Annotated in this window: 21 protein-coding genes; 13 read left to right on the top strand and 8 right to left on the bottom strand. The window is 58.9% G+C overall.

The genetic code is table 11. From position 1 onward, the window contains the following. Position 1: 1 nt before the first annotated feature. From RDL77_RS12860 to RDL77_RS12850, 3 genes are all read right to left on the bottom strand, one after another. Entirely contained in the window at positions 2-592 is a 591-nt protein-coding gene (locus RDL77_RS12860; RefSeq protein ID WP_288193167.1) for a TetR/AcrR family transcriptional regulator, read from the bottom strand. A gap of 116 nt (positions 593-708) precedes the next feature. After that, positions 709-1,203, bottom strand: a complete 495-nt coding sequence (locus RDL77_RS12855) for a hypothetical protein (RefSeq protein WP_288193166.1) — start codon at positions 1,201-1,203, stop codon at positions 709-711. 110 nt (positions 1,204-1,313) lie between these two features. Then, a complete protein-coding gene (locus RDL77_RS12850) occupies positions 1,314-1,688 on the bottom strand; it encodes a hypothetical protein (protein WP_223613031.1) in 375 nt (124 codons plus the stop codon). Between the two features lie 189 nt (positions 1,689-1,877). On the opposite strand from RDL77_RS12850, the gene RDL77_RS12845 reads away from it, so the two are divergent. The 5 genes from RDL77_RS12845 to RDL77_RS12825 all read left to right on the top strand — a co-directional run bounded on the left by RDL77_RS12845 (position 1,878) and on the right by RDL77_RS12825 (position 6,070). Further along, complete coding sequence (locus tag RDL77_RS12845) at positions 1,878-2,525, top strand: response regulator transcription factor (RefSeq protein WP_288193163.1); 648 nt, start codon at positions 1,878-1,880, stop codon at positions 2,523-2,525. After that, the gene (locus RDL77_RS12840; protein WP_288193161.1) at positions 2,525-3,181 is read left to right on the top strand and encodes a hypothetical protein; all 657 of its coding nucleotides are present in this window, start codon (positions 2,525-2,527) and stop codon (positions 3,179-3,181) included. The genes RDL77_RS12845 and RDL77_RS12840 overlap by 1 nt, the downstream gene beginning before the upstream one ends. Before the next feature lie 2 nt (positions 3,182-3,183). Further along, complete coding sequence (locus tag RDL77_RS12835; RefSeq protein WP_223613028.1) at positions 3,184-4,419, top strand: HAMP domain-containing sensor histidine kinase; 1,236 nt, start codon at positions 3,184-3,186, stop codon at positions 4,417-4,419. Positions 4,420-4,530: 111 nt separating this feature from the next. Continuing rightward, the gene (locus tag RDL77_RS12830) at positions 4,531-5,274 is read left to right on the top strand and encodes a GGDEF domain-containing protein (protein ID WP_288193160.1); all 744 of its coding nucleotides are present in this window, start codon (positions 4,531-4,533) and stop codon (positions 5,272-5,274) included. Between the two features lie 490 nt (positions 5,275-5,764). Continuing rightward, positions 5,765-6,070: a hypothetical protein gene (locus tag RDL77_RS12825; protein ID WP_288193159.1), complete on the top strand. Its 306-nt coding sequence runs from the start codon at positions 5,765-5,767 to the stop codon at positions 6,068-6,070. Positions 6,071-6,125: 55 nt separating this feature from the next. Here the strand turns inward: RDL77_RS12825 and RDL77_RS12820 are convergent, their stop codons facing one another. Next, complete coding sequence (locus tag RDL77_RS12820) at positions 6,126-6,824, bottom strand: antifreeze protein (protein WP_288193158.1); 699 nt, start codon at positions 6,822-6,824, stop codon at positions 6,126-6,128. A 453-nt stretch (positions 6,825-7,277) separates the two neighbouring features. Here RDL77_RS12820 and RDL77_RS12815 point away from each other — a divergent pair, with 453 nt between their 5' ends. From RDL77_RS12815 to RDL77_RS12790, 6 genes are all read left to right on the top strand, one after another. Further along, positions 7,278-7,928 carry a hemolysin III family protein gene (locus RDL77_RS12815; protein WP_374042713.1) on the top strand — a complete coding sequence of 217 codons (651 nt, stop codon included), beginning with the start codon at positions 7,278-7,280 and terminating at the stop codon, positions 7,926-7,928. 210 nt (positions 7,929-8,138) lie between these two features. After that, positions 8,139-9,050: an ABC transporter substrate-binding protein gene (locus tag RDL77_RS12810; RefSeq protein ID WP_288193157.1), complete on the top strand. Its 912-nt coding sequence runs from the start codon at positions 8,139-8,141 to the stop codon at positions 9,048-9,050. Between the two features lie 71 nt (positions 9,051-9,121). Continuing rightward, positions 9,122-10,279, top strand: coding sequence for an ABC transporter permease (locus tag RDL77_RS12805; RefSeq protein WP_223613023.1), 1,158 nt, complete (start codon positions 9,122-9,124; stop codon positions 10,277-10,279). Next, positions 10,276-11,217 (top strand): ABC transporter ATP-binding protein, encoded by a 942-nt coding sequence (locus tag RDL77_RS12800; protein ID WP_288193155.1) that lies wholly within the window; start codon positions 10,276-10,278, stop codon positions 11,215-11,217. The genes RDL77_RS12805 and RDL77_RS12800 overlap by 4 nt, the downstream gene beginning before the upstream one ends. After that, positions 11,214-11,966, top strand: a complete 753-nt coding sequence (locus RDL77_RS12795; RefSeq protein ID WP_288193153.1) for an ABC transporter permease — start codon at positions 11,214-11,216, stop codon at positions 11,964-11,966. Before RDL77_RS12800 ends, RDL77_RS12795 begins: the two co-directional genes overlap by 4 nt. Before the next feature lie 65 nt (positions 11,967-12,031). Then, positions 12,032-13,354 carry an LLM class flavin-dependent oxidoreductase gene (locus RDL77_RS12790; protein ID WP_288193151.1) on the top strand — a complete coding sequence of 441 codons (1,323 nt, stop codon included), beginning with the start codon at positions 12,032-12,034 and terminating at the stop codon, positions 13,352-13,354. Here RDL77_RS12790 and RDL77_RS12785 read toward each other — a convergent pair. The 3 genes from RDL77_RS12785 to RDL77_RS12775 all read right to left on the bottom strand — a co-directional run bounded on the left by RDL77_RS12785 (position 13,351) and on the right by RDL77_RS12775 (position 16,034). After that, positions 13,351-14,007 (bottom strand): methionine ABC transporter permease, encoded by a 657-nt coding sequence (locus RDL77_RS12785; protein WP_288193150.1) that lies wholly within the window; start codon positions 14,005-14,007, stop codon positions 13,351-13,353. The genes RDL77_RS12790 and RDL77_RS12785 overlap by 4 nt on opposite strands. Next, positions 13,988-15,070, bottom strand: a complete 1,083-nt coding sequence (locus RDL77_RS12780; RefSeq protein WP_288193149.1) for a methionine ABC transporter ATP-binding protein — start codon at positions 15,068-15,070, stop codon at positions 13,988-13,990. The genes RDL77_RS12785 and RDL77_RS12780 overlap by 20 nt, the downstream gene beginning before the upstream one ends. A gap of 118 nt (positions 15,071-15,188) precedes the next feature. Then, positions 15,189-16,034, bottom strand: a complete 846-nt coding sequence (locus RDL77_RS12775; protein WP_288193148.1) for a MetQ/NlpA family lipoprotein — start codon at positions 16,032-16,034, stop codon at positions 15,189-15,191. 305 nt (positions 16,035-16,339) lie between these two features. Here RDL77_RS12775 and RDL77_RS12770 point away from each other — a divergent pair, with 305 nt between their 5' ends. Then, positions 16,340-16,861 carry a hypothetical protein gene (locus tag RDL77_RS12770; RefSeq protein ID WP_288193147.1) on the top strand — a complete coding sequence of 174 codons (522 nt, stop codon included), beginning with the start codon at positions 16,340-16,342 and terminating at the stop codon, positions 16,859-16,861. A 62-nt stretch (positions 16,862-16,923) separates the two neighbouring features. Here RDL77_RS12770 and cml read toward each other — a convergent pair whose 3' ends face one another. After that, positions 16,924-18,129 (bottom strand): CmlA/FloR family chloramphenicol efflux MFS transporter, encoded by a 1,206-nt coding sequence (gene cml, locus RDL77_RS12765; RefSeq protein WP_288193146.1) that lies wholly within the window; start codon positions 18,127-18,129, stop codon positions 16,924-16,926. Between the two features lie 438 nt (positions 18,130-18,567). On the opposite strand from cml, the gene RDL77_RS12760 reads away from it, so the two are divergent. Continuing rightward, entirely contained in the window at positions 18,568-18,876 is a 309-nt protein-coding gene (locus RDL77_RS12760; RefSeq protein WP_288193145.1) for a PsiF family protein, read from the top strand. Positions 18,877-18,973 lie beyond the last annotated feature (97 nt).

The raw sequence follows: 18,973 nt of genomic DNA, 5'->3' as shown, positions 1-18,973 counted from the left end.
CCTATGGATGGTTTGTGAGCAAGCAATCGAGCGTCATGGTCGTGAACCGCTTGAGCGGTGCGATGCTGCCTTCCGTCTTCATGCGGACCAGCGCCCCTTCATAGGCATCGATCAGAAAGGCTGCCGTCTCGTCGGGATCGAGATGCGCGGGCAATTCGCCCTGCGCGCGCGCCTGCCGCAGAACCGTCTGGAAATCGCGTTGCCACGCGGCAAAAGCCTGGTGCAGTTCCTGCCTGAGGACGTCGCTGTGGGCGGCAATCGATTGGGCGAGATTGCCGAGCAGGCAGCCGCCAATCGGATTCTCCCGGGCGAATTCCTGCTCGTAATATTCGAAATAGGCACGCAGGCGTTTAAGCGGCGTCTGGGTTTCATCGCCCAGGATCCGCGTCCGGACGATCTGGTTGCCCTCCGTGTAAAAGCCGAGGACTGCGGAGGCAAATTCCTCCTTGCTGGCAAAGAAATGGTAGAACGAGCCCTTCGGCACACCAGCCGATTTGAGCACGGGGCCGATGCCCGCCCCTTCATAGCCGTGCGAAAGCAGGGCTTTCAGCCCTTCCTCAATCAGTACGGCGCGTGTGTCGATCTTACCCATCCCACTAGAATAGACCAGTCGTCTAGTAAAGTCAAACACCCGGACGATGCGCTAAAAGCAAAAAGGCCTGCCGGACGGCAGGCCTTGTGCACCCCTCGGGAAAAACGGGGCAAAAATTATCGATGCCGGCCCGCAGCCGCCGCCCGAAGGAATCGCCGGTCGACAGGCTCGTTGTGCGTCACCATATCGGGCGAAGCATCTGCCAATCTGCGCAGGTTGCGCTCACTTTCAAATTGCATCACCGACAATGCAATGCCGACGGACGGCTTGCAGCGCCCATGCAGGGATGCCACGAGAATTTCGCGGCAGGAGAAAAAAGTGGCCAGATCACAGTTGGAGAGATAGGCATCCACGGCGGCCCGCGCATTCAGAAATGCCGATTTCCAGACTTCCATGATCTCGCTGTGCAGGACGACTGCAAGCCGCCATCGCTCGAGACGCTCAGCCGGATTGGCGGCACTGTGGTACGAATCCAGACGCAGGCGCAGCGCGTCGCAGAGCGCGGCCAGCGGTCCGATCTCCTGTTGAATGACCGCTTCCGCACCCTGGATCAGTTTTGCGGTTTCCGGATGGGCATCTATAGGTTGGGATTTATCCCAATTGCTCGGCATAGTGGTCGATTCCCTCGAAAATGGAGGCACTTGAGGAGGCATTTTCCTATGCGATGCGAAGTCCTGTCAGGCGTGCAGGACCAGAATTGCACCGCATGTACCGGTTCGATTTACTGGCATTCCGACTGTGGTTGTGCGATCAGCCTCTGCAGGATTGAAAACAGTTCATACTTGTCCAAACTGTCATCGTCCTCCAGCAGAAGAGAACAGATATGCTGTGCCTTCGCCGCAAATTCTTCCAGCGTTTTTGCCGGATACCTCAACATGGCAACGCGCGCACGATGTTCCGCGTCGGTTGCCGCCGCCAGGCGCCGGTCTGACGATGCGTTGTCCTGTTCGGAGTCCGCACGATCGGTGCATGTCCGGACAATCCATTGCAATTCACGTCTGGAATGCCTGTGCCATTCAAGCACAGTTGCAATCGAAGCAACGCGTTCGGTCGGATCAACCCGGACACCATCGATGGTAATGATAGCCAAAGTCACGCCGCATACCCTCTCAATGCAACTCAATGCACCGTTTCGCGTTTCGGTCGGAACACTATGCGGTTGTGCTTGGAAAAATAGGGACAACCCTGTCCCTATTTTGCGCTTTGTATAAATCGCACTACTCTGTAGACGCAACTGCTGTAATTTGAACAGAGTGGCGTGCAACTGTTGGTACGCGTGAGAGCGATGTCGGAACAAACGTCCAAGCATACACATGTGCTGGTCATTGAAGATCAACACCTCATGAGGCTGGCCCTGATCCATGAATTGCAGGCAGCGTTGCCGGCATCCATTGTTCACGGCGCGGCCAATGTCACCATTGCGCTGGACCTGCTGGAGTCGCATCAGTTCGACCTTGTGGTCATTGACCCCGGCATGCCCGGCTATGATCCCAAATCGCAGGACGACCGCTTGGACGTTGTACAAGTCATCCTCGATCTTTCACCGGACGCAATCCATTTTGTCGTCACGGGTTCCGATACGGATGAAGAATGGGAGCATTGTCAGAAACTTGGCGTGGTTGGCTACCTGGCCAAGAACAATATAAGGCCCGGAGCCCTCGTAGACGTTCTGCAGGAGGTTGCAGAACGGGGTTACAGCGTGAGGTTGTCCAATGAAACAACGGCTCCACCGGAATTTTACCATTCCGGCCTCACGCCGCGTGAACAGGAAATACTCGGCTGGATGCGACAAAGACCGTCGGGGATCAGCCGCAAGGAAATATACGAACAGCTTGGGGAACGCTTTGATATAGACGCGGCATCGGCAGAAAAATACTACAAGCGAGCACGCGCAAAGCTTTTAAAAACCGGGCTCCTACCAAAGGGGTTATAATGGGGTTGGCTCTGGACATTAAAAAAACTGAAGAATCGATGGCAAAGGCAGTGTCGGAAGAACCCTTCCCTGCCGCCATCTCCAACGAAGACAAAGGCGCATCGCGCGCCTGGAAATATCTTGCATTCTTTTTCGCGGCGCTGTGGATCGGTTCGCCGCTCTGGTACGGCACGGCATTTGCCAATGACGACCCTGCGGTCATTCAAATGCAGGACACGTCAGGCAAGCCTCTGGGGACCTTTACCCAGGAGCAACTGAGGCAGCAATTTCCCATGCATGATCTGGTCACGGAAACGCCTTGGACCAACGGGGCAAAGGTGCATTTTCGCGGCCCTTCCCTGCAGGAAATGATTGCGAAATACAAAATCGGCGACAAAGCCAATCTCGAAGTTGCTGCATTCGACAATTTCATTGTAAAAGTCACGATGGAAGAAGTTGTTGAATTTGCGCCCATCATCGCAATCGAGAGAGCTTGTACCGATGCCGACAAGCAAAGCGGGGCCTGTACCAAGGATCAGAATTTCAGACCGTTGTCGCTCGATGATGGCGGCCCGTTTTATATTGTCTGGCCACTCTCCAAGCTTCCGAAAGCTTACGTCCCCGCACGCAACACCATATGGGTTTGGTTTGTTACCTCGATCCGTCCGGTTGACTGAACATGAAGCTGGATAAATACCTCGATCCGCTCTTCTACATCATTCTGATCAGCGCAGCTTTGGTGTGTTGCTGGTCATTCATCCGGGCGGACACGTATCGTATCCAGTCAAACGAAATCATGAGCCAGAGCTTCGAGGTCCAGGTCCGGGCTTCGCAGGCGCGCGAAAAGATTGCCAGCATCAAGGGTTACCTGACGCTGGCAACCCGGACAGGTGAAGTCGAGCCGCGCCTGCTGTCGGAGGTCACGCTCATGAACTTCAACCTCAAATCGCTGCAGCAGCTGGACTATGCCGACCGGTTCCTCGATGCACCCGATATTGCGGCCCTGCAAAAGACGATCTCGACGGTGGACACCGTACTGGTTCCGCAGATCAAGGCGGGAAACCAGTTCGACAAGGCGCTGAAAACCATACAGACAATCGAAACGGACATTTTTCGCACTGCCGGTTCGACACTGGCTCACAGCATCACCCTTCAGGGAACCGCGACAATTGCCGCGGATGTCGCCAGAAACAAGCTCCTGGGCGCCGCCGGCGCACTTATCCTGGTGGGATTGCTCATGCATCAGCGCAGCCTTCTGGCGCGGCGCAAGGATCAGCATATCCGCTCTTTCTCCACCCTGTTTGCCCACATGACCCGGACGCGGATTGCCGCCCTGCGCCTTTTTCTCGGCTATGTCGGCAACAACGCCATTCCGTCCTCTGAAATGACCGCGGCGGCCCGCAACACCATTGCCGAGCTTGAAAGCATCAATGAGGGATTGATGATGATCGGGCACTCCAAGACGCAGTTCCGCAAGGTGCCATTGGGCGAATTGCTTGCGGACATCGTGTCGAAGAGCGCGGTCAACCTGCAGCTGGACATCGATCAGGCCGCGCGCAATTCGCTTATTCCGGCGTCGCAGTTCCACCTGATCATCGACGAACTTGTCCGCAATGCGATCAATGCCGTCGCCACCCGCGCCACCCCCGTCATTGCCATCAAGGCCAGTATCCACCGGCGCTTTCTGCAGCGCCCGCGGCTGATACTGGTCGTTGCCGACAACGGCATCGGCATGAGCCCGTCGACGCTTGCCAAGGCCAAGGAGCCGTTCTTTTCAACCAAGGCAGGCGTTCATCTTGGTCTCGGACTGACCAACTGCATGGAACTGGTGAAAACCATGGCCGGCAAGTTCAAAATCACCTCGACGCCCGATGTCGGAACCACCGTGCGCATCAGTTACGCCCTGGACAGTTAGGGTGCTGGCCATTTCCGAACAGAATAATTCGAATTAAACACAAGCGGGCATGGCTTTCTTCATTTGTTTCGGGCTTGAATACCGATGTTTTCAACCGGCCCGGCAAATGAGATGAACATCTACGCTCTATGGATGACCAAATTCGGCGCTCTCTCGCCCTTAAGACAGGTCGCGATCATGGTTGGCATGGCCACCATATCGTCAGATATTTTGGCTGCTCTGGCCTTTTTCGTGATTGGCCTGCAGACGCCCTATCGCGTTGTCGGCGTCACCACCGTCATCGTTGTGCTGGTCAGCCTCCCCCTCGGTGCATTCCTCATCGGCCTGAACTTCAAGCTGAAGCAGCTTGCCGCGCAGCTTGATCTGGAATCCCGCCGTGACGATCTGACCGGGCTTCTCAACCGGGCGGAATTCTATCTGCAGACGCAGCGCTTGTTTCTCGCATCGAGGCCCATGGACAGTGCCGGGGCCCTCCTCTACATCGACGCCGATCATTTCAAGGCAATCAACGACCGGTTTGGCCATGCCACCGGCGACGAGGTCATCCATGAGATCGGCCAGGTGATCAAGGCGAACATCGGCGGACGGGATTTGGCGGCGCGGATCGGCGGCGAGGAATTTACCGTATTTCTGACCGATGCGGATCTTGGCCGAGCCAACTGGATCTCGCATAAAATCCTCATTGCAGCCCGCACCATCGGCCGGGAACTGGAACTCGACAAAACGCCAACCACCGTCAGCATCGGCATTGCCCTGCATGACCCCGGACAATCGCTCGAGGAAACCTTGGCGGTGGCCGACAAATATCTCTATTCAGCCAAGCATCAGGGCCGCAACCGCGTGGTTTACGGCTAGGGCATTTTCGTCCGGTTCAGGTGTTCCCGGTGCAGGTTTTTTGCGCGTGGTTCGTGGTTCGTGGTTCGACAAGCTCACCATGAGGGAGTTGGGTGGGCTGCAATGCTAATCGCAGAGGTTGCAGAATATAACGCCCTGCAATTCTCACTCTCCCTCATGGTGAGCTTGTCGAACCACGCGCCAGAGGTTTTGCAGCCATCAATATACAAACAGACACCCTAACCCCTTCCGCCCGCATAATTTTCCCACTATGGTCCGCGATGAGACCGGTCGAAATGGATCGGTCTTGGGGCGTAGAAACTCCTTCCAAGAGCGGTCGGTGTCGACCGCAAAGGCACCTCCTCAGCCCTATGGCCGGGGAGGCCCCGGCGTATGTCCAGAGCTTCGGCTTAAAGGCCGTGGCGGTCGTCTCTTGGCGATTTTCTAACTCCCCGGTCACCAGAGGCTAAACCTCGGGTGACCGCTTTCCTCGCGAGACAAGGGAGTGCACATGGACAACTACAATTTCTGGCAGGATTTGTTCGATACGTACCAGTCGCTATCCGACTGGCTCAAAATTCTGTGGCTGATCGTCCCGCCGGCCTTCGTGCTGGGGCTGGTGGCGCTGACGCTGCGCTTTCGCATCGAGAGCAGGAAGGTGGAAAGGCGTTTTGACGGTGAGTTGGTCTATTCCATCCACCGCGATGCGGACAACCGCGTTCACATTCTCCGGCATAGTCCGGGCGCGGGGGAAAGTCCCGCACTGCTCCTGCCCGATCCGGCAGGCACGGAAAAAGCGAAAGACTTCAGCCGATAGGCTCAAAAGGAAAAAGCGGGACATTCATCCCGCTTTCTGTTTTGGTTTGCCGTGATCAGCCCTTCAGGCGGGAATTGCAGAGGCTGTAATAGCCGCCGCCCTTCTGGATCCACTTGAGGCCGCCAAGCGTGTTGTTCTGCTTGTTGGCGTAATACTGCTCAAGGCACGTCTGCATACGGGCCTTGCCGGCCCTTGCGGTGGAATATGTGCTGGAAACGGCGCTCGGGAAAACAACGCCCTTTGGAGCAGCGGTGGTGGCTGCCGGCGGTTCATCCTTGTAGGTCGCCGTCTGCGGTGTTGGTGCCGTCTCATCGGCAGCGGCAGGAGCAGCAGCTGCTGCCGTTGCACCGGCGGCACACTGGGTCTTACGGAAGTCATTCCACTTCACGTTGCCGAGTGTACCGGCGGTTTTTGCAGCCTGATACTTGGCACTGCACTCTTTCATGCTCAGGCCTGTCGCAGCCGGTGCGGCTGCAGCGGCTGGCGCAGCGGCCTTGGGTGCTGCGGCTGTCGCCTTGGCAGCGGGCTTGGTCGTGGCTGCAGGAGCCGCCGGCGCTGCTGCAGCGGCCGGTGAAGCATCGGCGCACTGGGTCTTACGGAAGTCGTTCCACTTCACGCTGCCGAGCGTACCGGCTGTTTTGGCCGCCTGATATTTGACGCTGCATTCCTTCGCGGTCAGTGCATAGGCTGGTACAACCGTAAATGATGCCGCGCCAATAATTCCGGCGAGTATGAGATTCCGAGTGATAGTCATTTTTGAACTCCCTCAATTTCAACAGTGCAGATTCAGAAACTGTCACCAACTACAGGTTTCCCCAGAACCCATAGTCTTCCCATGTGATGAAATGATTATGGCTTAAATTTGAGAAGTAACCAACCAGAATCGTTCGGGGAAAATATTCACCAAACATGACAAATTATTACAAGATTTCAAATGATTACGAACGAGTTTTGTTAAAATACTACTTTATCAAACATGTCCGGCAAATAACAAGAAAATGGCCGGAGAAAAAGCAATCGGACGAGATCGAAAGAATCGCCTGCGAATAACCGTCCGCAGGTGCGCAGATCAATCTGCAGTTGCTGAATGGATCCTTGCCGCCGAGACACATTTATGCGGCATTTACGCAGCACGGTCTTTCGTTGTTATATGGGATAAACGCCTAATCTCCGGAAAAACTGTTTTATCAAGGACGCCGCATTGCCCATCTCCTCGCCCCGCCCGCTGCCGGTATTCACCTTCCGCAACTATAGCGTGGCAGAATTGTGGGCCGATGGCGTCGTCCATATAGCAGGTGTCACGCTGGCAATCATCGGATCGATTCTGCTGCTTGCCTTTGTTCCGGAGGAAGCAACCGCCGGCGCCTATGCGGCAACCGCCATCTATCTGGCGACCCTCGTTCTCTCCATGGCCCTGTCGGCGATGTACAACATATGGCCGATTTCCCCGACCAAGGGGGTTCTGCGGCGCTTTGACCATTCGGCCATCTATCTGCTGATCGCCGGTACCTACACCCCCCTCATGGCCAAGAGTGGCACGTGGTGGCTTCTGTCCATCGTCTGGTCGATTGCCATAGCCGGCGTCCTGTTGAAGCTGTTGATGCCCAACAGGTTCGACAGGCTTTCCATTGTTCTCTATCTCGCCCTGGGATGGAGCGGCGTTGCCGCCTATCAGGAACTGACGATTGCCCTGTCCGCCACGGTCTTGTGGCTGATCCTCGCCGGCGGCCTCGTCTACTCCTTCGGCGTCATCTTTCATATGCTGGAACGGCTGCCCTTTCACAATGCGATATGGCACGGCTTCGTTCTGATGGCGGCAAGCATTCACTTTGCCGCCATATGCACGGCGGTCGCCTGAGTCCGCCCGGCACACTCCTGCCATTCCGGTGATAAATGCTGACATATCAGGCTTGAGACATCGCCTGAAATAGGACAAGCTCACGGGCGAACGAAAAGCTGCAAATTTTTCGTTGCATGATCTTTTCGCGAAAATAAATGCCCGGACCGATCACTGTAATCGTGATTAAAAGGTCGCCTCAACTCGGGATATGCAAAGGGAACGAAAAGAATGTCTACCAGCAAAACCTTTCTCGGCGTGGCGCTTGCTCTGGCGCTTTCTCTCGGATCTGCCAGTGCGCAGGTCGTTGTTTCTTCCAAGATCGATACCGAAGGCGGTGTCCTCGGCAACATTATCCTGGCCGTTCTCAACGCGAATAAGATTCCAACGACCGATCGAATCCAACTGGGCGCCACCCCGATCGTGCGCAAGGCGATCACGGCCAAGGAAATCGACATCTATCCCGAATATACCGGCAATGCCGCGTTCTTCTTCGAGAAGGCCGATGATCCAGCCTGGAAAGACGCGGCCAAGGCCTATCAGACCGCCAAGAAACTCGACTACGATGCCAACAAGATCGTCTGGCTGACACCCTCGCCCGCCAACAATACCTGGGCCATTGCCCTGCGCAAGGAAGTGGCGGACGCGGAAAAGCTGGCAACCCTTTCCGACTTCGGCAAATATGTCACCAAGGGCGGAACGGTGGTGCTTGCCGCCTCCTCCGAATTCGTCAATTCGGCTGCAGCCCTGCCGGCGTTCCAGACAACCTACGGCTTCAAGCTGAAGCCCGAACAATTGATCACGCTCTCCGGCGGCGATACCGCCGCGACCATTGCCGCTGCGGCCAACAAGACCAACGGTGCCAATGCGGCCATGGTTTACGGCACCGATGGCGGCATTGCGCCATCCGGGCTGGTGGTTCTTCAGGATGACAAGGGTGTTCAACCGGTCTACCAGCCGGCGCCGATCATTCGCGAAGCGGTTCTGAAGGAACATCCGCAGATCGAAGCCCTGCTGAAGCCGGTGTTCGAAAAGCTTGATCTTGTCACGCTGCAGGAACTCAACGGCCGCGTACAGGTTGGCGGTGAACCGGCAAAGGCCGTTGCGGAAGACTTTCTGAAGAAAAACGGCTTCCTCAAGTAAATCCGCTCTTTGCCGGGATAGGGTGCGCCAATCGGAATCTCACCCTGTTCCGGCGAAAAGGAGGCCATGCCGTGCGTCTGGACAAACTCGGTGTCGCGATTGCCCTGATCGCCGGATATGCCGTGGCGGCGGCACCCTTCGCCACGTTCCGTGCCAACCGGATCGTCGCCGGTGAACCGCAAACGCTGCTGGCGGCCTTGCCCTCCTGGGCGGGCCCCACGCTTCTGGCGGTCATTGCAGCAGCCGTTCTCATTGGACTGTTCCGCACGCCCTCGACACTGCGGCTGGCAGCCAGCTTTGCCGCCCTGGCCGCCCTGCTGCTGCTGATCGGCACGGCGGCCGACCATCTGACACCGCCTGGCAACACCTACGCGCGCGTATCTCCCGCATCGGGCTTCTGGCTGCTGCTCTTTGCCTTCGCCCTGCTTGCGGCGGATGCCTTGACGCGTCTGCGCCCGACACCGCCGTTCCGCATCCTTGTCCTGGTTCTGGCCGGGGCCTTCCTCGGCTTTGTCCTGTTCACCGGAAGCTGGGACAAGTTGTCGATTCTCAAGGAATACAGCGCCCGTGCCGACAGTTTCTGGGCGGAGGCCAGCAAGCACGTGACGCTGGCACTCGGTTCGCTCGCCGCTGCCGTGATCGTCGGCATACCGCTTGGCGTCCTGTGTCACCGGGTGCAGAAGCTGCGCGCTGTCGTTTTGAATGTTCTCAATATCGTCCAGACGATCCCTTCCATCGCTCTGTTCGGCATTCTGATCGCCCCGCTCGGCTGGATTGCGGCACACGTGCCGGGTGCTGCGGAAATCGGCATCAAGGGCATCGGCATGGCACCCGCCTTCGTCGCACTGTTTCTCTATTCCCTGCTGCCGGTGGTGGCCAACACGGTGGTCGGTCTGGCCGGCGTGCCGCCACAGGCCAATGACGCCGCCCGCGGTGTCGGCATGACGGAATGGCAGCGCCTGTTCCGGGTGGAATTTCCCCTGGCCTTTCCCGTGATCCTCACAGGCGTGCGCATCGTCCTCGTGCAGAATATCGGCCTTGCCACCATTGCTGCGCTGATTGGCGGCGGCGGTTTCGGTGTCTTCGTGTTTCAGGGCATCGGCCAGACCGCCATGGACCTGGTTCTGCTCGGGGCCGTTCCCACCGTGCTTCTCGCCTTTGCCGCGGCCATCATTCTCGATGCGGCAGTCGAACTCAGTTCCCCCTTTCACTCGAGGACATCCGCATGATTGAAATCGAGAACATCACCAAGCGCTATGGTGCTGCAACGGTCGTCAACGACGTCTCGCTGGTCGTCCAGCCGCGAACGATCACCGTTATCGTCGGCACGTCGGGCTCGGGCAAGACAACGCTGATGCGCATGATCAACCGGCTGGTCGAACCGACAGCGGGCGTGATCAAGCTCGATGGCGAGGACAACCGCACCCTCCCCGGATACGAACTGCGCCGCCGCATCGGTTACGCCATTCAGGGGCATGGCCTTTTCCCGCATCGCACCGTGGCGCAGAATATCGCCGTCGTTCCCGAGCTTCTCGGCTGGGACAAGGCCAAAATCGATGCCCGCGTGCGTGAATTGCTCGCCCTGTTCCAGCTCGACCCGGAAACATTCGGCCCGCGCTATCCGCATGAACTCTCCGGCGGCCAGCAGCAGCGCATCGGCGTTGCCCGGGCACTGGCAGCCGAACCCAATGTCCTGTTGATGGACGAGCCCTTTGGCGCGCTCGATCCCGTCATACGGTCGAAGGCGCAGGAGGACCTGCTCGCCATCCAGAAGCGGTTCGGCACCACGATCATCCTCGTCACGCATGACATGGAGGAAGCGATCCATCTCGGCCACAAGATCGCGGTGATGGATGGCGGCAATCTGCTGCAATATGCGACGCCCGCAGAAATTCTCGCCAATCCCGCAACCGATTTCGTCGCGACGCTGGTCGGCACCAGCGACCGGCCGTTCCGCTTCCTGTCCCTCAGTCCCGCAGGTGATGCGGTGGAACCCGGCACGGCCGAAGGCGAAGCCATTCCGGCCTCCGCCACCCAGCGCGATGCCCTGGCAGAACTCCTGTGGTCCGGCCGGCCCGCCCTGCCCGTGGTCAATGAGGCCGGTAAAGCCATCGGCCGGGTCACCGTCGATGGCCTGGTCAAACGGGCATCGAGGCCCGCCGCATGAAACTGCGCCTGCCCACCATTCTGCGCATCGGCATTCTGGCGCTGCTGATCGTGTTTCTCCTGCGGCCCGATTGGTTTGAACCCATCTTTCGCCCGCTGACGCAGAACAATGCTCCGGTGATCTACAATCAGGGCAGCCTGCTGACCCTGACGCTGCTCCACCTGCGCACCGTTGCCATTGCAACGGCGGGCGCAACCATTGTGGCCGTCGCGCTGGCCATTCTGGTCACGCGCCCCTTCGGCGCGGAGTTTCTGCAGCTGTCCCGCAGTCTGGTGAACATCGGCCAGACATTTCCGCCCGTGGCCGTGCTCGCCCTTGCCGTCCCCGCCGTCGGCTTTGGTGAAAAGCCCACGCTGATCGCGCTGTTTCTCTACGGATTGCTGCCGATCTTCGAAAATTCGCTGACCGGCCTGACCACCCTGCCGCCGACCGTCACCGATGCGGCGCGCGGCGTCGGCATGACCGGCTGGCAGCGGCTTGTCAAAGTCGAGCTGCCGCTGGCGATGCCGATCATTCTTGCCGGCATACGCCTCTCGGTGACGATCAATCTGGCGACGGCCACCATCGGCTCAACGGTTGCCGCCAAAACGCTGGGCGAAGTGATCATTGCCGGGCTGCAATCCAACAACCTTTCCTTTGTCCTGCAGGGCGGTCTGATCGTCGGTGTTCTCGCCGTCATGATCTATGACGGATTGTCGGCGATGGAACGTTTCATTTCGCGGCGCATGGGCCTTCTCCAGCAAAGCTGACCACCCCATATGCAAACGAGCCACAGACTGTTCCCCTCACAGGCAGGATTGTAAAAGGACATGCGATGAGCACGACACGCAAGCTGCATCTTGGCGCCTTCATGCGGCCCGTCAGCATTCACACGGGCGCCTGGCGTTATCCCGGCGCCTATGCCGATGCCAACTTCAATTTCACCCACCTCAAACGTTTCGCCCAGACCTTGGAGCGCGGCAAGTTCGACGCCTTCTTCATGGCCGACCATCTGGCCGTGCTGAACATGCCGGTGGAAGCGCTGAAGCGCAGCCACACCGTGACATCCTTCGAACCGTTCACCCTGCTTTCCGCGCTGGCGGGCGCTACCGAGCATATCGGGCTCATCGCCACGGCTTCGACGACCTTTGACGAGCCCTATCACATCGCCCGCCGCTTCGCCTCGCTCGACCATATCAGCGGAGGACGTGCGGGCTGGAATATCGTCACGACTTCCAACCCGGATGCCGCGCTCAATTTCGGGCTGGAGGACCACATGGAGCATGACGAGCGCTACCGCCGCGCCCGGGAATTCTTCGATGTGGTTACGGGGCTGTGGGACAGTTTTGCCGACGACGCCTTTATCCGCGATGCGGAGAGCGGCATCTATTTCGACCCGGAGCGCATGCACGTCCTCGACCACAAGGGCGAATTCCTCTCGGTGCGCGGCCCGCTCAACATCGCCCGTCCTGTGCAGGGCTGGCCGGTCATCGTGCAGGCGGGCTCATCGGAGCCGGGGCGCCAGCTTGCGGCCGAAACCGCCGAACTGGTCTTTGCCGCGCCAGCCCGTCTTGCCGATGGTCAAAGCCTCTATGCCGATATCAGGGCCCGCATGGATAAAATCGGACGCCCGCGCGATCAGTTGAAAATTCTCCCCGCTGCCTTTGTCGTGGTGGGCGATACGGTTGAGGAAGCCAAGGCAAAGCGCGCGCATCTCGACAGTCTTGTGCATTATGCCAATGCCGTCGGCTCCCTGTCGATTGCGCTTGGCCATGATGCCTCAGGTTTCGATCCCGATGGGCCGTTGCCTCAGATCACCGACACCAATGCCAGCAAGAGCAGCCTTGAACGCACGGTCAATCTGGCGCGGCGGGAAAACCTGACGGTGCGCCAGCCGGCGCAGCGGCCGGGCGGCCATGCCGGTCTCGCCTTCGTCCGCACGCCGGAAACCATCGCCGACGAGCTGCAGCAATGTCGTGAGGAGGAAGGCTCCGACGGTTTCAACGTCATGTTCCCCTATCTGCCGGAAGGTCTTGATGATTTTGTCGAAAAAGTCGTGCCGGAACTGCAGCGGCGCGGTATTTTCCGCACCGAGTATGAAGGCAGGACGCTGCGCGAAAATCTCGGCCTGCAGCGCCCCGCCAACCGCTTTTTCTAGATGCGGTGATCGAGCCGCTTGACCAGCCTGTCGCCCACCCACTGGATGCCGCAGACGAGGACAATCAGCACGATTACCACCGCAATCATGATCGAGGTTTCAAAGCGCTGGTAGCCATAGCGGATGGCCAGATCGCCCAGCCCGCCTGCGCCGATGGCACCGGCCATGGCCGATGCGCCGATCAGGGTGACGAGCGTTACCGTGAAACCGGCAACGATGCCCGGCAGCGCTTCGGGCACCAGCACTTCACGGATGATCGTCCAGCGGTTGCCGCCCATGGCGCGCGCCGCCTCGATCAGCCCGCGATCGACTTCCCGCAGCGAGACCTCGGCAATGCGGGCATAATAGGGTGTCGCGCCGATGGACAGCGGCACGATGGCCGCCCACGTACCGATGGACGTCCCGACAATGAGCCGCGTCACCGGGATGAGCGCCACCAGCAGGATGATGAAGGGCACGGACCGGAAGGCGTTGATGACAGCACCGAGCACGCTGTTGACCCAGGGATTGGGTGCAATGCCGCCACGGTCCGTTGCCACGAGAGCAAGGCCAAGCGGCAAACCGGCGGCCAGTGAGATCAGACCGGAGGCGCCGGTCATGACAAGCGTTTCCCAGATGGATTGAACGAGAAGATCAAGCATGACCGGTGACATAGCCGAGCACCTCCACACGGGCCGAACGGGCCTCGAGAAATTGAATGAATGTCTGGACAGCACCGGCGGGCACGGCCGGAACCGCAAGATAAAGCCGGGCGACCGCCTGGTCCTGCACATGATCGACACCGCCATGCAGCAGGCGGAACGGCCGTGGCAGCTCGGCCAGCAAGGTGCCCTGCGCCGCTGCACCGGCAAGATCGACACCCAGCACGGCTTCGCCGCCGGGTTCCGGCGATAGCGCATCGGCGATATGCGCGGGAAGCTGCGGGCGAATGCCCGCCAGCAGGCTTTTGGTGATATCCGTCTGCGGATCGGCGAACACCGACCAGACGGGCCCCTCCTCGACGATCTTTCCGGCATCGATGACCGCCACGCGGTCCCCGATGGAGCGGACCACTTCCATCTCATGCGTAATCAGCAGGATGGTGAGGCCGAGCTTGCGGTTGATATCCTTCAGCAGCGCAAGAATCGAACGGGTTGTCTCGGGATCAAGCGCGGATGTCGCTTCGTCCGAAAGCAGCAGCGCCGGGCGCGCCGCCAGCGCCCGCGCAATGCCGACACGCTGCTTTTGCCCGCCGGACAGGGAGGACGGATAGGCCTTTGCCTTGTCGGAAAGGCCGACAAGGTCGAGCAGCTCGCGCGCCCGGTTGAGACGTTCCGCCCTCGGTCGGCCCTCAATCTTCAGTGGCAGCGCCACATTTTCTTCCACCGTCTTGGCCGACAGCAGGTTGAAGTGCTGGAAGATCATGCCGATACGGCGGCGGAAGGGCTGCAGCTCGCGCTCGCTGAGCCCGGTGATCTGCCGGCCCTCGACAAAAATGGCACCGGATTCCGGCCGTTCCAGCCCGTTGAGGCAGCGGATCAGCGTCGACTTGCCCGCACCGCTGCGGCCGATGATGCCGAGGATTTCACCCTTGCGGACGGTCAGGGACACACCGTCCAAAGCCGGTGTGTCCCCAAAATGCCGTTTGACATTCTCAAGCCGCACGACAGCGTCGGCAAGCGGCGTATCGGCTATGATTGCACCCGTCTGGCCGGGAACGGAGACATGCGAGTTCATATGTTTTCCTCTTGGAGGGATGCCGTAACGACACTCGCCTCAACCGGGAAAGCGGCCCGCGGCATATATCGATGCTGCGAGCCGCTTTGTCGTGATTGCTTGTAAGATCAACCGGTTATCAGTAAGCGCTGATACCTGTTCCCTTGTACACCTTGTCGAATTCAGCCTTGACCTTGTCGTTCTGATAGGATGACACGAGGGCTTTCACCCACGGCTCCTTCTCCTGCCCGGCCTTCACGGCAATGAAGTTGCGGTAAGGATTGTCGGCAATCTTTTCCTGGGCGATACGGTTTGCCGGTGTCAGGCCGCTCTTCAGCGCCCAATCCGTATTGACCACGGCTGCGTCGAGATCTTCGACCGAACGGCCGACGATACCGGCGTCGAGTTCCTTGATTTTCACCTTCTTCGGGTTCTCGGCAATGTCGGCGATGGTGGCGAGAATGCCCGTGCCGGGCTTGAGCTTGATGACGCCCTGGTCTTCCAGCACCCGCAGCGCACGGCCTTCATTCGATGGATCATTCGGCACCCCGATCACGGCGCCTTGCGGCAGTTCGGCGATTTTGCTGAACTTTTTGGAATAAAGGCCTATGGGCCAGACGCCGGTGTAGCCGACCGGAACAATGTGGTAGCCCTGCGTCTTGATCTGGTTGTCGAGATAGGGCTTGTGCTGGAATGCATTGGCGTCGAGATCGCCACGTTCCAGCGCTTCGTTCGGCTGGGTATAGTCATTGAAAACGACCGTCTGGATTTTCAGGCCGTTCTTGGCGGCTTCCGCCGTCACGACTTTCCAGACATCTTCGTCCTCACCGCTGATGATGCCGACCTTGATGGCCTTGTCAGCCGCCTGGGATGGCTGTGGCGCGGTGAAGCTGGCAATGGCGATGGCCGAAGCCACCAGCGCAAACAGGCCCGCGCGCCGCGTGATTTTCCCGTTGTTTCCGAGATTTTCTATGGTTTTTGTCATGTGCTGGCCCCCGTAGGCAGTGTGAATAGCGAAAAGAGAAACGTCCTGTTTCATCTCGGATATTCGCGAATGCACACGGATTGAGCGAGGGATGGCTATCTTTTGTGCAGAGCAGCAGGCGAAAAACCTTTCAACAATTGCCGCAACCGGAGCTAGAATTTTCCACAATGTGGAATACATCCGGGTTTTGCCGCGAAATGAATCTGCCAGCGGGTTTTGCATGGCGCGCCGCGGCCAGAAAATATATGCCTTTGCACATCCTGCCCCGCTACCCCCCACAAACCTGTCACAGAGGGATATTTCCCATGAGCCGCATTTCCCCGATCGTTTATGAACACGCTGCACCGGATGTTCGTGCCGAGCATGACCGGGAGCTGCAGTTGCGCGGACGCATGACCAATATGAAGCGCATCATGCTGCATTCACCCGTCGCCCACCGCATCTATGCCGAATGGTTCACCTTGCGCGACCTGCTGCGCCCGGCCCTGCCGGATCGCGCCATCTGGCTTCTATCGCTCGCCATCGCGCAGGCAAGCCATGCGGATGTGCCCGTTACCTTTTTCCGCCGCGCCCTGATCGATTCCGGCCTGCAGCCCGAGACCATCGTCCCGGATGCGGATGAAACGGTGCTGATGGACTTCGGCAAGGCCATTGTTGCCGATGCCAATGCGGTACCCGAGAGGCTGTGGAACAAACTGGCCGCGCGTTATGACGAGCCGACGCTGGTCAACCTGGTCGCCTTTGCCGGCATCATGATCGCCACGGCGGTCTTCACCAACGTGGTCGAAGTGGAGCTTGATCCGGAACTGCATTCGTACAGGGCATGAGCGGATTGCCATATCCGCGATCCCGGCACTCATCCGGTCGGGATCGCGAATTATCTTAGGAGTTAAGGGGTTACAGGTTTTTCATCACATCCGGACAGGCTCGCCAGGCCAAGCGTGGCAACGGCCGCGACGGCTGCAAACACCGCAACAGGCCAAAAGCTCGCCTCGGGAAGCAGGACCACAGCCAGCGTTCCAGCAGCCCCGACAATCACACTTTGGATGAAATAGTAGATGGCTGTCGCCGTTCCCGCGATATCGCCAAAGTCGTGCAAAGCCCCGTTTGCCGCAACGGCAGATGTCAATGATATGGCGCACGCCATGATCCACATCGGCACCATCAACGTTGCAATGGAGATTGGCAGGACCATCTGCCCCGCAATCAGCAACACCGCGCCGGCCAGGAACAATGCCATGCCCCTGACCAGACATCCCTGTTGGCCCCAGCGCCTGACGAATACACCGCCGAAGCGGCTGCACACGATCATGACAAGGGCAACGGTTGCAAAGACGAGGCTGAACATGGTCGAGGACAAGCCAAGCGCCTGCATGAGAATGCGCGGCGCCGTCGAGAAATAGGTGAAGAATGTTCCCATGGCCGTGCTGAAACCCATTGTATAGGTCCAGAACCTGACGCTGGAGAACACCCTGCCAAAACTGCCTTGGAGTGTCGCCGGATCTGTCTGTACCGGACATGTTTCGGGCCAGCGCAGAAACGCATGCAGCCCGGACAAAACAGCAAGGCCGGCAAGCAACCAGAAAACGGCCCGCCAACCGAACATATGGTCAACCAGCGCGCCGATCATGGGTGCAAAAGCCGGGACGAAGGCCAGCATGGAGCCGAACAGGCCATAGATGATGGCGGCTTCCGGCCGTGCTGCATAAACGTCGCGGACAGTGGCAAAGGTTGCCACCAAGGCTGCTGCGCCGCCCGCCGACTGGAGAACCCGGAGCGCTATGAAAACGCCGGCGGAACTGGTCACGGCCAATCCGGCGGAGGCAAGCGCGAACAGGAATGCCCCGCCGAGCAGGACGGGCCTGCGCCCGATACGGTCCGCCAGCGGGCCGAACAGCAGCTGCCCACAGCCAAGAACGATCATGTACAGGCTGAGTGTCAGCTGGATTGTTGCCGGTGTGGTTCGGAGAACCGCGGGCATGCGGACGACGACGGGCAGATAGATGTCCATGCCCAGCGAAGCGAGCAGGTCAAAGGGAGCCATCAGCAGCAAGGCCGCCGGCAGCGAATAAGTCCAAATTTTGGGGTAAAGCATAACAAAAAATCCCACGCGAACAGGAAGGTTCGGCGGCGATCATTGATCCCAACGCAAGAAGCATGGTGAGAGCTTTGAATGCCGCAACAACGGTTGAAAACGGTTGTTACGGCCTAGCGGGTTGCGAGCGTGGTGGCTTTCATCGTAGGTGCAGCTCTCGGTTGAAGCGCCGATATAGAGCCGTGATGTGCGAGCGTCAAGCAGCTGCAAAACATGGCCGTTTCATGGAAAAAAATTAATGTTGATGCACACAAAGAAAACACGGTCGATCAATATTCTGTGACTCGAGCAATGTTGGCATGACGTATAGCACCGCGCATCTCATTGATTTGCAAGGGCTTGGCGAAATGCAAGCAGTGCTCAGGTGCAACCGTAGCGCGAGAAAACTTCGCGTCATGACGCGCTACAAAACGGGTTTGTAACTCAAAGGAAACGACCATGAGACTAGTTGCCACCCTTACCGCCACCGCGATCCTTGCCTTTGTCGGCACAAGCGCGATGGCACAGACTGCAGCCCCCGCAACGACAGCGCCAGCGACCACAACCGCACCGGCAACCACGATGAAGCCGGCGGCCAATTCCATGGCCAAGAAACCCGCTACTGCCCCGGCTGCCACAGCAACAACCACCCCGGCCAAGACAGCCATCTCCAAGGCTTGCTCGGCTCAGGCTGATGCCAAGGGCCTGCACGGCAAGGAACGCCACAAGTTCCGCGCCGAATGCAAGAAGAACGGCGGCAAGAGCTAACGCCCGATCTCTCTGCTGGCGGGAGCGGCAAATCCGCCTCCCGCCAATTTATACCCGCCTGTCAGGCTTTCAGCCCGATATCGCTTGGGCGGCATCG

This window comes from uncultured Phyllobacterium sp., assembly GCF_902479695.1.
GTDB classification, from domain to species: Bacteria; Pseudomonadota; Alphaproteobacteria; order Rhizobiales; family Rhizobiaceae; genus Phyllobacterium; species Phyllobacterium calauticae.
Note: the sequence above shows the minus strand (reverse complement) of the source record. Positions and strands in the feature narration are given on the sequence as shown.

What these genes read in the sequence shown, in the direction of transcription:
- RDL77_RS12800 (WP_288193155.1), top strand. Translation starts at nt 10,276, where the DNA reads ATGATTGAAATCGAGAACATCACCAAGCGCTATGGTGCTGCAACGGTC.
- RDL77_RS12795 (WP_288193153.1), top strand. Translation starts at nt 11,214, where the DNA reads ATGAAACTGCGCCTGCCCACCATTCTGCGCATCGGCATTCTGGCGCTG.
- RDL77_RS12810 (WP_288193157.1), top strand. Translation starts at nt 8,139, where the DNA reads ATGTCTACCAGCAAAACCTTTCTCGGCGTGGCGCTTGCTCTGGCGCTT.
- RDL77_RS12820 (WP_288193158.1), bottom strand. Translation starts at nt 6,824, where the DNA reads ATGACTATCACTCGGAATCTCATACTCGCCGGAATTATTGGCGCGGCA.
- RDL77_RS12790 (WP_288193151.1), top strand. Translation starts at nt 12,032, where the DNA reads ATGAGCACGACACGCAAGCTGCATCTTGGCGCCTTCATGCGGCCCGTC.
- RDL77_RS12830 (WP_288193160.1), top strand. Translation starts at nt 4,531, where the DNA reads ATGAACATCTACGCTCTATGGATGACCAAATTCGGCGCTCTCTCGCCC.
- RDL77_RS12760 (WP_288193145.1), top strand. Translation starts at nt 18,568, where the DNA reads ATGAGACTAGTTGCCACCCTTACCGCCACCGCGATCCTTGCCTTTGTC.
- RDL77_RS12825 (WP_288193159.1), top strand. Translation starts at nt 5,765, where the DNA reads ATGGACAACTACAATTTCTGGCAGGATTTGTTCGATACGTACCAGTCG.
- RDL77_RS12780 (WP_288193149.1), bottom strand. Translation starts at nt 15,070, where the DNA reads ATGAACTCGCATGTCTCCGTTCCCGGCCAGACGGGTGCAATCATAGCC.
- RDL77_RS12860 (WP_288193167.1), bottom strand. Translation starts at nt 592, where the DNA reads ATGGGTAAGATCGACACACGCGCCGTACTGATTGAGGAAGGGCTGAAA.
- RDL77_RS12785 (WP_288193150.1), bottom strand. Translation starts at nt 14,007, where the DNA reads ATGTCACCGGTCATGCTTGATCTTCTCGTTCAATCCATCTGGGAAACG.
- RDL77_RS12845 (WP_288193163.1), top strand. Translation starts at nt 1,878, where the DNA reads ATGTCGGAACAAACGTCCAAGCATACACATGTGCTGGTCATTGAAGAT.
- RDL77_RS12775 (WP_288193148.1), bottom strand. Translation starts at nt 16,034, where the DNA reads ATGACAAAAACCATAGAAAATCTCGGAAACAACGGGAAAATCACGCGG.
- RDL77_RS12770 (WP_288193147.1), top strand. Translation starts at nt 16,340, where the DNA reads ATGAGCCGCATTTCCCCGATCGTTTATGAACACGCTGCACCGGATGTT.
- RDL77_RS12840 (WP_288193161.1), top strand. Translation starts at nt 2,525, where the DNA reads ATGGGGTTGGCTCTGGACATTAAAAAAACTGAAGAATCGATGGCAAAG.
- RDL77_RS12835 (WP_223613028.1), top strand. Translation starts at nt 3,184, where the DNA reads ATGAAGCTGGATAAATACCTCGATCCGCTCTTCTACATCATTCTGATC.
- cml (WP_288193146.1), bottom strand. Translation starts at nt 18,129, where the DNA reads ATGCTTTACCCCAAAATTTGGACTTATTCGCTGCCGGCGGCCTTGCTG.
- RDL77_RS12855 (WP_288193166.1), bottom strand. Translation starts at nt 1,203, where the DNA reads ATGCCGAGCAATTGGGATAAATCCCAACCTATAGATGCCCATCCGGAA.